Genomic DNA, 14301 nt, shown 5'->3' with positions numbered 1-14301 from the left:
TCACCCCTTGACAGCGCCGGAGGTCAACCCGGCGACGATCCGACGCTGGAAGAACAACACGAACAGGATGATCGGGATCGTGATCACCACCGCGGCGGCGGCGACCGACCCGGTCGGGTCCTCGAACTGCGAGCTGCCGGTGAAGAACGACAGCGCCACCGGCACCGTCCGCGACGCCTCGGTGGAGGTCAGCGAGATCGCGAACAGGAAGTCGTTCCAGCAGAAGATGAACACCAGGATCGCCGTGGTGAACACGCCCGGCGCGGCCAGCGGCGCGATGACCCGGCGGAACGCCTGGCCCGGCGTCGCGCCGTCCATCTTCGCCGCCTTCTCCAGCTCCCACGGGATCTCGCGGAAGAACGCCGACAGCGTGTAGATCGCCAGCGGCAGCGCGAAGGTGATGTAGGGCAGGATCAGGCCCGGCCAGGTGTCGAACAGCCCCAGCGACCGCTCGATCTCGAACAGCGGCGAGACCAGCGAGATCTGCGGGAACATCGCGATCAGCAGGGACACCCCGACCAGCACCCGCTTGCCGGGGAAGTCCAGCCGGGCGATGGCGTAGGCGGCCATGGTGCCGAACACCACCGCGACGGCCGTGGCGATCAGCGCGATGCCGATGGAGTTCACCAGCGCCCGCACGAACTCCGTGGTGGAGAAGATGGCCCGGTAGTTCTCCAGGGTCCACTCGCGCGGGATGAAGTTGCCGTCCGCCAGGGTGGCCTTGGACTTGAACGACAGCGACACGATCCACAGCACCGGGAACAGCGCGTAGACCACCACGACGGCGTTGAGCAGCGACCAGCGGACCTTGCGGCCGGTGGTCTCGGCCCCACCGATGCCCGCCATCAGCGCCTCCCCCCGTTGTCGCTGCCCGGAGCGGCGGTGCCGAACAGCTTGATGAAGATGAACGCGATGATCGCCACCGCGATGAAGATGAGCACCGACATGGTCGAGCCGACGCCCAGGTTCAGGCCCTTGATCAGGTTGTTGTAGGTGATCATCGACACCGACGCGGTGCCCTGCGAGCCGCCGGTGAGCACGAACAGGTTGTCGAAGATGCGGAACGCGTCCAGGGTGCGGAACAGCAGCGCCACCAGGATCGCGGGCTTCATCACCGGCACCATGACCTTGGTGAACCGCTGCCAGGCGTTCGCGCCGTCCATCGCCGCGGCCTTGAGCAGGTCGTCGGGCACCAGCGCCAGGCCCGCCATCAGCAGCAGGGCCATGAACGGCGTGGTCTTCCAGACCTCGGCCAGGATCACCACCATGATCGACGGGATCTTCTCGGTCAGCACCGGCCCGCCGCCCGCCAGCTCGGCCAGGTAGCCGGTGCCCGGCGTCCAGGCGTAGCGCCACGAGAACGCGGCCACCACGGTCACGATGCCGTACGGGATCAGCGAGGACGTGCGCACCAGCCCGCGGCCGACCAGTGCGCGGTGCATGATCAGCGCCAGCGCCATGCCCAGCACCAGCTCGATCACCACCGACACCACGGTGATCACCACGGTGATCCACATGGCGTTCCACCAGTACGGGCTGCTGAGCACGGTGACGTAGTTGTCGAGGCCGACGAACTCGGTCCGGTCCGGGAACTTCAGGTCGTAGCGCTGGAGCGACAGCCAGACCGAGTAGACGATCGGCCAGCCCGCCACGCCCGCCATCACCAGGATGGCGGGCAGGCACAGCAGCAGCCCCAGCCTGCGCTCGGCCTTCTTGCCCTCGCTGAGCGCCGCCTTGGCCTTGGCGTCCAGCGGTGTGCGCGGTGCGGTCTCCGCCCGCGGGGTCGTCGCCTGGCTCACGGCAGCACTCCCTTCGAGTCCAGTGCGTCCTGCAGCTCGCCGCGCAGCCGGTCGGCCGTGGCCTGCGGGTCGATGCTCGCGGGCGGCGACAGGATGGTGGAGATCACCGTCGAGACGTTCTGGTAGGCCGGGGTGCGCGGGCGCACGGTGGCGCTCTTGAGCGTCTCCAGGATGGCTTCCTTCATCGGGTACGGCTCGGCCATCTCCGGGTCCTCGTAGACCGACTCGATGGTCGGCGGCACGCCGTCGTTGATCGCGGCGAACTTCTGGTTCTCCGCGCTGCGCAGGCACAGCACCGCGTCGAAGGACTCCTCCGGGTGCTCGGTGAACGCGCTGACCCCGTAGTTGACGCCGCCGACGGTGACCTTGGCGTCCCCGCCGTCGATCGACGGGAACGGCGCCCACTTGAGGTTCTTGGCGAACTCCGGGTTCGCCTGGGCCGCCGCGTAGACGTAGGGCCAGTTCAGCATGAACGCCGCGTCGCCGCGCTCCATGGCCAGGCGCGCGTCGTCCTCGGCGGCGTTGGAGAACGACGGGTCGACCACCTCGGAGGTGGCGAACTTCTTCAGCACCTCCAGCGCCTTCACGGCCTTGTCGTCCACGACCGCCTTGGTGCCGCTGTCGTCGATGATCTCACCGCCCGCCGAGCGCACCAGGGTGTTGAACAGCACCACCAGGCCCTCGTACTGCTTGCCGGTCGCCTCGACCAGGCCGGGCTTGCCCTGGGCCTCCAGCTGGGCGCCCATGTCGATCATCTCGTCCCACGTGCGCGGCGGCGTGGGCACCAGGTCGCCCCGGTACCACAGCAGCTGGACGTTGGTGTTGTCCGGAGCGCCGTACAGCTTGCCCTCGTAGCGGGCCGTCTCCAGCGGCGTCTCCAGCGTGCCGTCCTCGACCCGCGCCTTGGCCTCGCCGGTGAACTCCTTGATCCAGCCCGCCTCCGCCAGCTCGGCGGTCCAGGTCACGTCGAGCCCGAGGACGTCCATGCCGGTGTCCCCGGCGGCCAGCCTGCGCACCAGCTGCTCGCGCTGGCCGTCCGCCTCGCGCGGCAGCTTGTGGTACACGATCTCGTACCCGGCGTTGCGCTCGTTGCACTTGTCGACGATCTTCTGGAAGTTCTCCTGCGGGTACTTGTAGACGTTGATGGTGAGTCCACCACCACCTGAACCGCAGCCCGCCAGCGCCGAGGCCGCGATCAGCGCGGCTCCTCCCGCGGCGGCCAACCGGTGACGCGGTTTCGCGCCCCTCATCGGCCTCGCCTCCTTCTCAACAACGGAGGAGCCAGACCGCAGCGCCCGGCACCTCGTCGTGCCCCCACCGGTCGACCCAGGGATGGGCCAACCGGTGGGACGAACCTAGGCCCGGTGATCACTTGCCGCAACCACCCTGCGCAACGATTCAGACCCGAACCGTGCGCTACCCGGTGGAGGCGGTCGGCAAACCTACTCCTTTTGGGCGTCCGCCGGTCGCATGGCGAGTTTGGCGAGCAGGTCCCTGCCCCGTTCGGCCGAGCGGGGTTGGCACAGCACGTCGTAGCGGCCCGCGACCAACTGGCTGGCGGACTGGAAGTCGCGCTTGCCCCTGGTCGAGCTGTAGCCGACGGCCGCGAAGATCAGGCCGAAGCCGACGCCGGTGATCACGCCGACCAGGATCGGCCCGAAGCCCGCCCCCGGCGTGGTGTTGAACAGGCTCAGCAGCACGCCGACGAACGCGCCGAACCAGGCGCCCGAGGCCGCGCCGGTGCCCAGCACGCGCCCCCAGGTGAGCTTGCCGGTGACCCGCTCGACCAGCATCAGGTCCACGCCGACGATGGTGACCTCCTGCACCGGGAAGTCGCTGTCGGCCAGGAAGTCCACCGCGCGCTGGGCTTCCTCGTAGGTGCCGTACGAGCCGATGGGCCACCCCGTCGGGGGCGTCGGCAGGCGCGGTGGCATGCCCGGTCGGTTCTGGCCGGAGAAGGAACTCGTCACGGTGACCACCTCTTCGCGGTGCTGATCACCCCATCCTGCCAACAGCGGGCGAACGACGCGAAACGGATGACCGGGAAATCAACGCGACTGTGACGTCGGCCCCCTCGGCACCGCGTCCATGAGGGCGATCGGGGACGGCACCCGGCCCCCGCACCCGCTCGGCCGCCCACCGCACGGGTGAGCGGCCGGGAGCCCGGACGAGTGACCGCCGAGCCGTCCTCAGCCCCGCGACCGGTAGTCGCGCAGCAGACCGCGGCTGATGATGGTCTTCTGGATCTCGCTGGTGCCCTCGCCGATCAGCAGGAACGGCGCCTCGCGCATCAGGCGCTCGATCTCGTACTCCTTGGAGTAGCCGTAGCCGCCGTGGATGCGGAACGCCTCCTGCGTCACCTCGGCGCAGTACTCGGAGGCGATCAGCTTGGCCATGCCCGCCTCGACGTCGTTGCGCGCGCCGGAGTCCTTCAGCCGCGCGGCGTTGACCATCATCAGGTGGGCCGCCTCGACCTTGGTGGCCATCTCGGCCAGCTTGAACGCGATGGCCTGGTGGTCGGCGATGGGCTTGCCGAAGGTGCGGCGCTGCTGCGCGTACTCGATGGCCAGCTCGAACGAGCGCAGCGCGATGCCGCACGCGCGGGCGGCCACGTTGACCCGGCCCACCTCGACGCCGTCCATCATGTGCTGGAAGCCCCGGCCGGTCTGCCCGCCGAGCACCCGCCCGGCCGGGACGCGGAAGCCGTCGAACACCATCTCGGTGGTGTCGACGCCCTTGTAGCCCATCTTGTCGATCTTGCCGGGGATGGTCAGGCCGGGCGCGACCTCGCCGTAGCCCTCGGGCTTGTCCACCAGGAACGCGGTGAGGTTGCGGTGCGCCTTCTCCGCGCCCTCGTCGGTCTTGACCAGCACGGCCGTGAGGTTGGACGTGCCGCCGTTGGTCAGCCACATCTTCTGGCCGCTGATGACGAAGTCGTCGCCGTCCCGGACCGCGCGGGTGCGGATGGCGGCCACGTCGGAGCCCAGCTCCGGCTCCGACATCGAGAAGGAGCCGCGCACCTCGCCGGTGGCCATGCGCGGCAGGTAGTCCCGCTTCTGCTCGTCGGTGCCGTGCTGCTTGATCATGTGCGCCACGATGAAGTGCGTGTTGATCACGCCCGACACGCTCATCCAGCCGCGCGCGATCTGCTCGACCACCAGCGCGTAGGTCAGCAGCGACTCGCCGAGGCCGCCGAACTCCTCGGGGATGGTCAGGCCGAACAGCCCCATCTCCTTCATGCCCTCGACGATGTCGGCGGGGTAGGTGTCGGCGTGCTCCAGCGCCTGGGCGTGCGGGATGATCTCCTTGTCCACGAAGGCGCGCACCGTGGACAGGATCTCCTCCTGCACGTCGGTCAGTCCTGCGGTCTGGGCCAGGCGCGCCATCGCACTCTCCCCTTCGTAGCCGTGAGTTACCGGCGAGTATGGACCGGTTAACGACCGTTCGCGCTCGGAAGGTGCGCTACACCACGCGCTGTACCGAGACAGCCCCGAGGTCAGGTTTCGAACGTCCGGAGCCAAGCGTCGAGGTGTGGACACTGCTCGCGGAGTTTCTCCAGTCCCAGATCCTGGATGGCCAGTGGTCCATCGGAGGGCTTGGAGTAGCCAGGGCAGTACTTGGCCAACCGCTTCGAGGGGGCGGTGGCGAAACCGTCGTTGACGAGCTCCGGTCCTCCGGCTGCTTCGACGTCACGGCGCAATTTCAACGAAAGGGCTTCCCCCAATAGCTGCCCGAGCTCGTCGGCCGCGGCGAAAACCCAGCTCTCCAGCTCATGCAGGACCAGGTGAGGGCGGAACCGGCTATCTCCAATCCGCTCGGCGAGTGCGCGTTCGACATGCTCGACCCGGCGGTGCGCACTCGCAGTGGGGCGGTCATCCATGCCGGGCGCATCTGCGGGGAAGGCGTAGTAGTCGAACATCGTAGTCAGCATGGTGAGGCTGGAATTACCGAGCAGCAGCCGAATGTCCTTCTCGACCTGCCTCCAACTCGTGATGCCACCCTTGTGAGCCGGTCCTGACGCAGGCCGCTTGGTCGTGACCAGTGACGACGACACGCTCCAGCCCAGCGATTCCAGGTAGGGAGAGATCAGATTTCTGACCACGGTGTCCTCGGCGTGCCCCTCCAAGAGGATGTGCAACCGCCGGAGGGCCATGTTCACGAGTAGCCGCCCGGCCGTCCACCGAGGAGGTTCTTCTCCCACAACTCGCCGAGCGAGTACTCCTCCAGCCACTCTGCGAGCCGGACGTGGTCCGGGCGGGAGAAGACGGATGCGCCGTCGACCCGGTCCACCACGATCAAGTCCCCGATGCCGAACTGGTTCATCAGGGTGACCGACTGCGTCGCGATCAGGACCTGGCTACGTGCCGACGCCTGCTGCAACAGTCCGGCCAACTGCATGATCGCGTAAGGGTGCAATCCGAGTTCCGGTTCGTCGAGAACCACCAGTCCGGGCAGGTCCGGAGACAGCAGCAGGGTGGCCAGGCAGATGAACCGCAGGGTGCCGTCGGACATCTGGTCCGCGGAGAAGACCGCGTCCGAGTCCTGCTGACGCCATCGGAGCCGAAGCCTGTCCCGCTGTTCCGGCCTCAGCAGGAAGTCTCGGAAGAACGGCGCCACTTGGCGCACCACACCAACGATTCTCCGGTACGCGGCACGGCGAACCGGGTCGTCGCTGTCCGCCAAGGCGAGTAGGACGGCCGGGAGATTGCCCGCGTCATTGCGCAGCGCCAGGTTGTCCGCCGTCGGCACGAGCCGCTTCACCGGCGCGTCTCGACTTGTGTCGTGGAAGTGGTAGACGCGGCACCCTCTGAGCAGTTCAACCACGGAGGAAGGGGGTTCGTCGCTCCCCGTCCCGGCAACTTCGTGCAGCTTGGTTTCGCGGTTGCCGCTACCGATGGACCGGCTGTAGCGCTTGTTACCCGTCTTCCCGAGGAATTCGACGACTTCTCGCTCGAAGATCAACTCATCGTTGCTCGCCGGTACGAGCACTGCTTCGTAGCTGTTAGGCGGTTCGTCGAGGCGAATCCGGATGCCTGATCCACGCGCGGTGCTGTTGAGCAGCGCAGAGGCACCTCCGTTGAGCCCGACGAAGAGCCCGAGTTCTTCGTCGACGAGCCTGCCCAGCAGCTCGAAAACCCGGATGAAGTTGCTCTTGCCCGCCCCATTCGCACCGATCAGCACGTTGAGCCTGCCCAGCGGCACCGTCGCCGACCGGATGGAGGCGTAGCCCTGCACCTCGATCGACTTCAGCTCCCGGTCGGTCACGCGATCACTCTACGGCCACGTCCCGACCGGGAGCTGGACACGTCACTCCTCCGGCGGGGTCCACACGTCGTTGCGGGACATGCCCGCCGCGCGTCCCTTGCCCGAGATCACCAGGGCCATCTTGCGCGAGGCCTCGTCGATCATCTCGTCGCCCAGCATGACCGCGCCGCGCTTCCCGCCCGCCTCGGAGGTGTAGTAGGCGTAGGCGTCGAGGATGTTCTCGGCGTGGTCGTAGTCCTCCTGCTTGGGGCTGTAGACCTCGTTCGCCGCCTCGATCTGGCCGGGGTGCAGCACCCACTTGCCGTCGAAGCCCAGCGCGGCCGAGCGGCCCGCCACGCGCTTGAAGCCCTCCACGTCGCGGATCTGCAGGTAGGGGCCGTCGATGGCCTGCTTGTCGTGCGCCCGCGCGGCCATCAGGATGCGCATCAGGATGTAGTGGTAGGCGTCGCCCACGTCGTAGCCGGGCGGCTGCTCGCCGACGACCAGGGACTTCATGTTGATCGACGCCATGAAGTCGGCCGGGCCGAAGATGATGGTCTCCACGCGCGGGGACGCGGCGGCGATGGCGTCGACGTTGGTCAGGCCCAGCGCGTTCTCGATCTGGGCCTCGATGCCGATGCGGCCGACCTCGTAGCCCATGGTCTTCTCGATCTGGGTCAGCAGCAGGTCCAGCGCGTGCACCTGCTGCGCGGTCTGCACCTTGGGCAGCATGACGCAGTCCAGGTTGGCGCCCGCGCCCTCGACCACCTCGACCACGTCCCGGTAGGTCCACTCGGTGGTCCAGTCGTTGACCCGCACCACGCGCGTCTTCGAGCCCCAGCCGCCCTCGTTCAGCGACGCCACGATGGTCTTGCGCGCGTCCGGCTTGGCCAGCGGCGCGCACGCGTCCTCCAGGTCCAGGAAGACCTGGTCCGCGGGCAGCGTGCGGGCCTTGTCGATCATCTTCTGGCTCGATCCGGGGACCGCCAGGCAAGAACGCCGGGGACGCTGCTGGTCGACCACTGGGGTACCTCCTCGTACCGGCCGGTAACTCCTGTGCTGCGAAGGGTGGCACGCACCCGTGCACCCCGCTATCGCGTGAGTCCCGATTCACAGGGTCGTGGCAGGCTGAACCGGTGGAGATCGGACAGGTGCTGGACAACGCGCTGCGCAAGGCCGCCGCGATCTGGGTCGCCCCGGCGGGCGGGGCGCCCCGGCTGGTGTGGGCGCTGTGGCGCGACGGCGCGGTGCTGGTGGCCGTGGGCGGCACCGAGCAGGAGGTGCCGGGGCTGGCCGACGGGGTGCGCTGCGCGGTGACGGTGCGCTCGCCGTCCACGCACTCGCACCTGCTCGACGCCACCGCCACCGCCCGGCTGGTCGAGCCGGACGAGGTCACCGCGGCGGCGCTGCGCTCCGCCCGGCTCAACGCCGCGCCCCGCTGGGAGTCGGTGTACCGCCTGGAGTTCGCGTGATCACCGTGCCCGAGGGCTTCGGGCACGCGCTGCCCCCGGAGGCGGCGACGTGGCTGGCCGGTCTGCCCGCGCTGGCCGCGAAGTTCTGCGCGCGCTGGCGACTGTCGCCGGACGGGCCGCCGCTGCACGGCGCGGTCGGGCTGGTGCTGCCGGTGCGGCGGGCCGACGGGCACCCGGCCGCGCTCAAGCTGACCTGGGTGGACGAGGAGACCCGCGGCGAGCCGCTGGCGCTGCGGGCCTGGGACGGCGACGGCGCGGTGCGGCTGCTCGACCACGACGACGCGCACGGCGCGCTGCTGCTGGAGCGGCTGGACCACACCTGGTCGCTGCTGGACGTGCCGATCGAGCAGGCGCTGCTGGTCGCGGGCGGGCTGACGCGCAGGCTGCGCACCCCGGCGGGCCCGGAGTTCCGCCGCTGGCGGGTGCCCGACCTGGTGGCGCAGAACGCCGCGGCGGGCGGGCCGGTGCCCGCCCGGCTGGTCGCGATGGCCGTGGAGGTCGGCCGGGAGCTGGTCGCGGACGCGGGCGGCACGCTGGTCAACGAGGACCTGCACTACGCCAACGTGCTGCGCGGCGAGCGCGAGCCCTGGCTGGCCATCGACCCCAAGCCGCTGGCGGGCGACCGCGAGGTCGGGCTGATCGCGCTGCTGCGCAACCGGGTCGCCGAGCTGGACGGCGAGCGCGGGCTGCGCGAGCGGTTCGCCGCCCTGGTCGACATCGCCGAGCTGGACGCCGAGCGGGCGCGGCGGTGGGTGTTCCACCGCGCGGTGGCGAGCTGGCCGTGGTGCGTGGAGAAGGGGTACGCCGACACCGCCGAGGTGCTGGCGGCGATGGCGCGGCTGTTCAGCGGCCGGGTCGCCTGATCCGCCCCTGCGCCACCGGCACCACCCCGCCACCGCAGCGCACGCGCGTGGCCCGGCCGCCGACCGCGGCCACCCAGCCGTCCAATGTGGACGGCCGATCGATCTCGGCTCCTTGGCGCACCGTGAACTCGTGCTCGCCGTCGCCCGGCAGCAGCCCGCGGTCGACCAGCCACGCGGCCAGCGCCAGCGCCGCGCTCCCGGTGGCCGGGTCCTCGCCGCCGGTGGCGCGGAACATCCGCACCCGCGCCACCCGCCCCACCGGGTCGAACGCCACCGGCACCAGCCCCCGCCCCACCACCCGGTCGGCCAGGTCCGGGGCCGGACGCGCCCGCGCCACCGCCGCCTGCCGCACCGGCAGGAAGGTGAACTCCATGCCCGCCGAGGCCGCGCCCGCGGCGATCCCTTCGTCCACATCGGACGGTGACAGGCCCAGGGCGGCGGCCAGCGGCGCGCTGTCGAGGGACCGGCCGATCCCCGGCTCGCCGCCCGCCAGCGTCGCGCCGCGCGGCGTCACCACCACCTCGTGCAGCCCGGCCCCGGTCTGCTGCACCACCGGCCCGTGCCGCAGCAGCCCCTGCGAGGCGAGCACCCACGCCGCCCCGATGCCGGGCAGACCGGCGAACGGCAGCTCGGCCAGCGGGGTGAAGATCCGCAGCCGGTAGTCGGCGGCGGGATCGGTCGGCGGGAGCGGGAACGCGGTCTCGGAGAGGTTGAACTCGCGGGCGACGGCCTGCATCCCCGCGTCGTCGAGCCCCTCGCCGCCGTGCACCACGGCCAGCGGGTTGCCCGCGAAAGCGCGGGAGGTGAACACGTCCACGACGTCGTACCTGAGCACGGCACGGACCCTAGACCCCGGCTAGCCTGGCGGCGTGGTCGCCGTGAACCGGGTTTTCGCCGCTCAGCTCGCCGGACTGCCCGTGTTCGGGCCCGACGGCGAGGCCATCGGCAAGGTCCGCGACCTGGTGGTCGGCCTGCGCGTGGACCGGCAGCCGCCGCGCGTGCTGGGACTGGTGCTGGAGCTGGCCACCCGGCGGCGGATCTTCGTGCCGATGCTGCGGGTCACCTCCATCGAGCCCAACGCCGTCACGCTGGCCACCGGGTCGGTCAACCTGCGGCAGTTCCACCAGCGCGCCAACGAGGTGCTGGTGGTCGGCGAGCTGCTGGACGCGCGCGTGCGCACCGCGTCGGGCGCCGCCGCGGTGCTGGTGGACGCCGCCATGGAACCCAGCCGCACCCGCGACTGGCGGATGACCAGGGTCGCGGTGCGCGAGCGGACCGGCAGGCTGGCCCGCCGAGGCCCGGTGCAGGTGCTGCACTGGGAGGAGATCGGCGGGCTGTCGGTCACCGAGCTGGCGGGCCAGCCGCAGGGCGCGCAGCACCTGGTGGCGGTCTTCGAGACCATGCGCGCCGCCGACGTGGCCAACGCGCTGCACGGCCTGCCGCTCAAGCGCCGCTACGAGGTCGCCGAGGCGCTGGACGACGAGCGGCTGGCCGACATCATCGAGGAGCTGCCCGAGGAGGACCAGAAGGACCTGCTGGCGCACCTGGACGAGGAGCGCGCGGCGGACGTGCTGGAGGCGATGAACCCCGACGACGCCGCGGACCTGCTGGCCGAGCTGCCCGAGATCGACAAGGACCGGCTGCTGGGGCTGATGGAGCCCGCCGAGTCCGCGCCGGTGCGCAGGCTGCTGGAGTACAGCTTCGACACCGCCGGCGGCCTGATGACCCCGGAACCGGTGGTGCTCGCGCCGGACGCCACGGTCGCCGAGGCGCTGGCGCACGTGCGCAACCCGGACCTGACCCCGGCGCTGGCCAGCATGGTGTTCGTGTGCCGCCCGCCCACCGCCACCCCCACCGGCCGCTACCTGGGCTGCGTGCACATCCAGCGGCTGCTCCGGGAACCGCCGTCGGACCTGGTCGCGGGCGTGCTCGACACCGACCTGACCACCCTGTCGCCCGCCGCGTCGCTGGGCGAGGTGACCCGCTACTTCGCCGCCTACAACCTGGTGTGCGCGCCGGTGGTGGACGAGAGCGACCACCTGCTCGGCGCGGTCAGCGTGGACGACGTGCTGGACCACCTGCTGCCGGACAACTGGCGGGAAACGGGGCTGACCCATGCCTGAGCTCGTGCCGCGCAGGCGGTTGGACCAGCCGCGCAGCCAGGGCCGGTTCCGGCTGGCCCTGGACCCGGAGGCGTTCGGCCGGTTCTCCGAGCGGCTGGCCCGGTTCCTGGGCACCGGCAAGTTCCTGTTCTGGCAGACCCTGATCGTGATCGTCTGGATCACGCTGAACCTGTTCGCGGTGTCGCTGCGCTGGGACCCCTACCCGTTCATCCTGCTCAACCTGGCCTTCTCCACCCAGGCCGCGTACGCCGCGCCGCTGATCCTGCTGGCGCAGAACCGGCAGGACGACCGCGACCGGGTGTCGCTGGAGGAGGACCGGGCGCGGGCCGCGCAGACCAAGGCCGACACCGAGTACCTGGCGCGGGAGCTGGCCGCGCTGCGGCTGGCCGTTGGCGAGGTGGTCACCCGCGACTTCCTGCGCGGCGAACTGGACCGGGCGCTGCGGGAGAGCCGCAAGCGCCGGGCGCGCGACGACCCGAAGTGGGACGACGTGCCGTCCTGATCCGGTGCCGTCCTGAGCTGGTGCTGTCCTGAGCGGGCGCCGTCCCGCGTTCGCCCGGTGCGGGCGCTACGGCCCGTCGGCCAGGCGGTCGCAGGAGCGGCCGAACGCCTCCAGGTCCGGGGGCTCGAGCGCGTCGGCGAAGTGCCTGGCCACCCCGGCGAGGTGGGTGCCCGACGCGGTGCGCAGCCGTTCCATGCCCTGCTGGGTCAGCACCGCCACCACCCCCCGACCGTCCCCGTCGGCGCGCTCGCGCAGCACCAGGCCGGAGCGCTCCAGGCGGTCGACCAGGCGCGTCACGCCGGAGCGGGACAGCAGCACGGCGTCGGCCAGCTCCGTCATCCGCAGCCGGTACTGCGCCGCCTCGGCGAGCTGGATCAGCACGTCGTAGGCCGCGAGCGAGAGCCGCTGCTCGGCGATGAGCTCGGCTTCGAGTATCCGGGTCAACCGCGCGTGGGCCCGGAGGAAGGATCGCCACACCACGAGCTCGGATCGGGTGGGCAACCGGGCACTTCCCGTTTCCGGCACGGAGAGCAATGTTACGGAAAGCACGCAAGCCGCTGCGCGCTGCCCCCGAGTTCGAGGTGACCGACCGGTAGCTTGGAGGTGGACAACGCCGCCGTAGCATGGTGGCGAGCCGTACCCCCTCCCCGTAAGGCGATTCCCGTGACCACCACGCAGCCCGTTCCCACCGTTGCCGACGTGCAGAAGGCGCTGGCCGGTGTGCAGGACCCGGAGATCAAGCGGCCCATCACCGAGCTGGGCATGGTGAAGGACGTCGCGGTCGGCCCCGACGGCGCGGTCGACGTGGCCGTGTACCTGACGGTGTCCGGCTGCCCGCTGCGCGACAAGATCACCGCGGACGTGACCGCGGCGGTGTCGGCGCTGGACGGGGTGAGCACGGTCCGGGTGTCACTGGACGTGATGAGCGACCAGCAGCGCACCGAGCTGCGCAAGACCCTGCGCGGCGGGGTCGAGGAGCCGGTCATCCCGTTCGCCCAGCCCGGCTCGCTGACCCGCGTGTACTGCGTGGCCTCGGGCAAGGGCGGCGTCGGCAAGTCCAGCGTGACGGTCAACCTGGCGGCGGCCATGGCCGCGCGGGGGCTGTCGGTGGGCGTGGTGGACGCCGACATCTACGGCCACTCCATCCCCCGGATGCTGGGCACGGAAGCGCGGCCCACCCAGGTCGAGAAGATGATCATGCCGCCGCAGGCGCACGGCGTGAAGCTGATCTCGATCGGCATGTTCACCCCCGGCAACACCCCGGTGGTGTGGCGCGGGCCGATGCTGCACCGGGCGCTGCAGCAGTTCCTCGCCGACGTGTTCTGGGGCGACCTGGACGTGCTGCTGCTGGACCTGCCGCCGGGCACCGGCGACGTGGCGATCTCGGTGGCCCAGCTGGTGCCCAACGCGGAGATCCTGGTGGTGACCACGCCGCAGCAGGCCGCCGCGGAGGTCGCCGAGCGGGCCGGGTCCATCGCGCTGCAGACCCGGCAGCGGGTGGCGGGCGTGATCGAGAACATGTCGTGGCTGGAGCTGCCCGACGGCACCCGGATGGACGTCTTCGGCAGCGGCGGCGGGCAGGCCGTGGCGGAGTCGCTGACCAGGGCGGTCGGCTCCGAGGTGCCGCTGCTGGGCCAGGTGCCGCTGGACCCCAGGGTGCGCGAGCAGGGCGACGCGGGCACCCCGATCGTCGTGGCCGCCCCGGACTCGGCGGCGGGCCAGGTGCTGACCTCGGTCGCCACCAAGCTCTCGGTCCGCTCCCGCGGCCTGGCGGGCCGCCTCCTCAACGTCTCCCCCGCGGGCCGCTGACCCACCCGCGAGTCGAACCTCCGGAACCCCCGAACTCAACGCTCAGGCCCCCCGAACGCGCAGTTCGGGGGGCCTGAGCGCGTCTCAAGCGCCTGGGATCAGGTGGCGTCGGGGTCGTAGGGCGGGCGCTCGCCGTGCTGCAGCGGCCGATCCCGCTCGACCGCGGGCTGCGCCTGCGGCGCGGGGTAGCCGTTGGCCTTGGGGGTGGGCTCGTCGTCCCACAGGTGCTTGGTGATCGCGCGCTTCGGGTCGAAGTTGCGCAGCTCCCTCAGGTCCTCCAGGGGCTTGCGCAGCTGCTCGAACTCCGGCCCCATCTCCTGCTTGAGCTGGTCCCGCGCACCGGTCGCGTACTCCCGGACCTGGCGGATGGTGCGCCCCACCCAGGCCGCCGCCGAGGGCAGCCGCTCCGGCCCCAGGATGAACAGACCCGCGACGATGATGATGAGGATCTCAATCCACCCGATGCTGTCGAACACCCGCGCCCCACCT

16 protein-coding genes are annotated in these 14301 nt (G+C 70.8%); 5 read left to right on the top strand and 11 right to left on the bottom strand.

The window, feature by feature from the left end; genetic code table 11:
• The 8 genes from JOF41_RS35485 to JOF41_RS35450 all read right to left on the bottom strand — a co-directional run bounded on the left by JOF41_RS35485 (position 1) and on the right by JOF41_RS35450 (position 8066).
• Positions 1–846 carry a carbohydrate ABC transporter permease gene (locus JOF41_RS35485; RefSeq protein WP_189224490.1) on the bottom strand — a complete coding sequence of 282 codons (846 nt, stop codon included), beginning with the start codon at positions 844–846 and terminating at the stop codon, positions 1–3.
• Positions 846–1751: a carbohydrate ABC transporter permease gene (locus tag JOF41_RS35480; protein WP_229795880.1), complete on the bottom strand. Its 906-nt coding sequence runs from the start codon at positions 1749–1751 to the stop codon at positions 846–848. The genes JOF41_RS35485 and JOF41_RS35480 overlap by 1 nt, the downstream gene beginning before the upstream one ends.
• Positions 1752–1795: 44 nt before the next feature.
• On the bottom strand, positions 1796–3049 hold the full coding sequence (locus JOF41_RS35475; protein ID WP_189224489.1) for an ABC transporter substrate-binding protein: 1254 nt from the start codon (positions 3047–3049) through the stop codon (positions 1796–1798).
• A gap of 192 nt (positions 3050–3241) precedes the next feature.
• Positions 3242–3733: a YflT domain-containing protein gene (locus JOF41_RS35470; protein WP_189224598.1), complete on the bottom strand. Its 492-nt coding sequence runs from the start codon at positions 3731–3733 to the stop codon at positions 3242–3244.
• Positions 3734–3988: 255 nt separating this feature from the next.
• Positions 3989–5185 (bottom strand): acyl-CoA dehydrogenase family protein, encoded by a 1197-nt coding sequence (locus JOF41_RS35465; protein ID WP_209623919.1) that lies wholly within the window; start codon positions 5183–5185, stop codon positions 3989–3991.
• A gap of 110 nt (positions 5186–5295) precedes the next feature.
• On the bottom strand, positions 5296–5952 hold the full coding sequence (locus JOF41_RS35460) for a DUF4276 family protein (RefSeq protein ID WP_209624655.1): 657 nt from the start codon (positions 5950–5952) through the stop codon (positions 5296–5298).
• Positions 5953–5954: 2 nt separating this feature from the next.
• Positions 5955–7064, bottom strand: a complete 1110-nt coding sequence (locus tag JOF41_RS35455; RefSeq protein ID WP_209623918.1) for an AAA family ATPase — start codon at positions 7062–7064, stop codon at positions 5955–5957.
• A 42-nt stretch (positions 7065–7106) separates the two neighbouring features.
• Entirely contained in the window at positions 7107–8066 is a 960-nt protein-coding gene (locus JOF41_RS35450; RefSeq protein WP_189224486.1) for an HpcH/HpaI aldolase/citrate lyase family protein, read from the bottom strand.
• A gap of 113 nt (positions 8067–8179) precedes the next feature.
• Between JOF41_RS35450 and JOF41_RS35445 the strand changes: the two genes are divergently transcribed.
• Together JOF41_RS35445 and JOF41_RS35440 are read left to right on the top strand one after the other, a co-directional pair.
• Positions 8180–8515: a hypothetical protein gene (locus JOF41_RS35445; RefSeq protein WP_229795867.1), complete on the top strand. Its 336-nt coding sequence runs from the start codon at positions 8180–8182 to the stop codon at positions 8513–8515.
• Positions 8512–9378 carry an aminoglycoside phosphotransferase family protein gene (locus JOF41_RS35440; RefSeq protein WP_209623917.1) on the top strand — a complete coding sequence of 289 codons (867 nt, stop codon included), beginning with the start codon at positions 8512–8514 and terminating at the stop codon, positions 9376–9378. The genes JOF41_RS35445 and JOF41_RS35440 overlap by 4 nt, the downstream gene beginning before the upstream one ends.
• Here JOF41_RS35440 and JOF41_RS35435 read toward each other — a convergent pair.
• Positions 9359–10213 (bottom strand): PhzF family phenazine biosynthesis protein, encoded by an 855-nt coding sequence (locus tag JOF41_RS35435; RefSeq protein ID WP_209623916.1) that lies wholly within the window; start codon positions 10211–10213, stop codon positions 9359–9361. The two genes, JOF41_RS35440 and JOF41_RS35435, sit on opposite strands and share 20 nt — an antisense overlap.
• A 34-nt stretch (positions 10214–10247) precedes the next feature.
• On the opposite strand from JOF41_RS35435, the gene JOF41_RS35430 reads away from it, so the two are divergent.
• Positions 10248–11501 carry a magnesium transporter MgtE N-terminal domain-containing protein gene (locus JOF41_RS35430; protein ID WP_209623915.1) on the top strand — a complete coding sequence of 418 codons (1254 nt, stop codon included), beginning with the start codon at positions 10248–10250 and terminating at the stop codon, positions 11499–11501.
• Entirely contained in the window at positions 11494–12003 is a 510-nt protein-coding gene (locus JOF41_RS35425) for a DUF1003 domain-containing protein (RefSeq protein ID WP_189224482.1), read from the top strand. The genes JOF41_RS35430 and JOF41_RS35425 overlap by 8 nt, the downstream gene beginning before the upstream one ends.
• 66 nt (positions 12004–12069) lie before the next feature.
• Here JOF41_RS35425 and JOF41_RS35420 read toward each other — a convergent pair whose 3' ends face one another.
• Positions 12070–12504, bottom strand: coding sequence for a MarR family winged helix-turn-helix transcriptional regulator (locus tag JOF41_RS35420; RefSeq protein WP_229795866.1), 435 nt, complete (start codon positions 12502–12504; stop codon positions 12070–12072).
• A 162-nt stretch (positions 12505–12666) separates the two neighbouring features.
• Between JOF41_RS35420 and JOF41_RS35415 the strand changes: the two genes are divergently transcribed.
• Complete coding sequence (locus JOF41_RS35415; protein ID WP_189224480.1) at positions 12667–13812, top strand: Mrp/NBP35 family ATP-binding protein; 1146 nt, start codon at positions 12667–12669, stop codon at positions 13810–13812.
• Positions 13813–13910: 98 nt separating this feature from the next.
• Here the strand turns inward: JOF41_RS35415 and JOF41_RS35410 are convergent, their stop codons facing one another.
• Positions 13911–14288 carry a sec-independent translocase gene (locus JOF41_RS35410; RefSeq protein ID WP_189224479.1) on the bottom strand — a complete coding sequence of 126 codons (378 nt, stop codon included), beginning with the start codon at positions 14286–14288 and terminating at the stop codon, positions 13911–13913.
• Positions 14289–14301: the final 13 nt, after the last annotated feature.

Origin of the sequence: Saccharothrix coeruleofusca (assembly GCF_017876325.1) — a bacterium.
Lineage (GTDB): Bacteria > Actinomycetota > Actinomycetes > Mycobacteriales > Pseudonocardiaceae > Actinosynnema > Actinosynnema coeruleofuscum.
The sequence above is the reverse complement of the archived record's forward strand: the minus strand, read 5'-3'. Positions and strand labels throughout refer to the sequence as shown.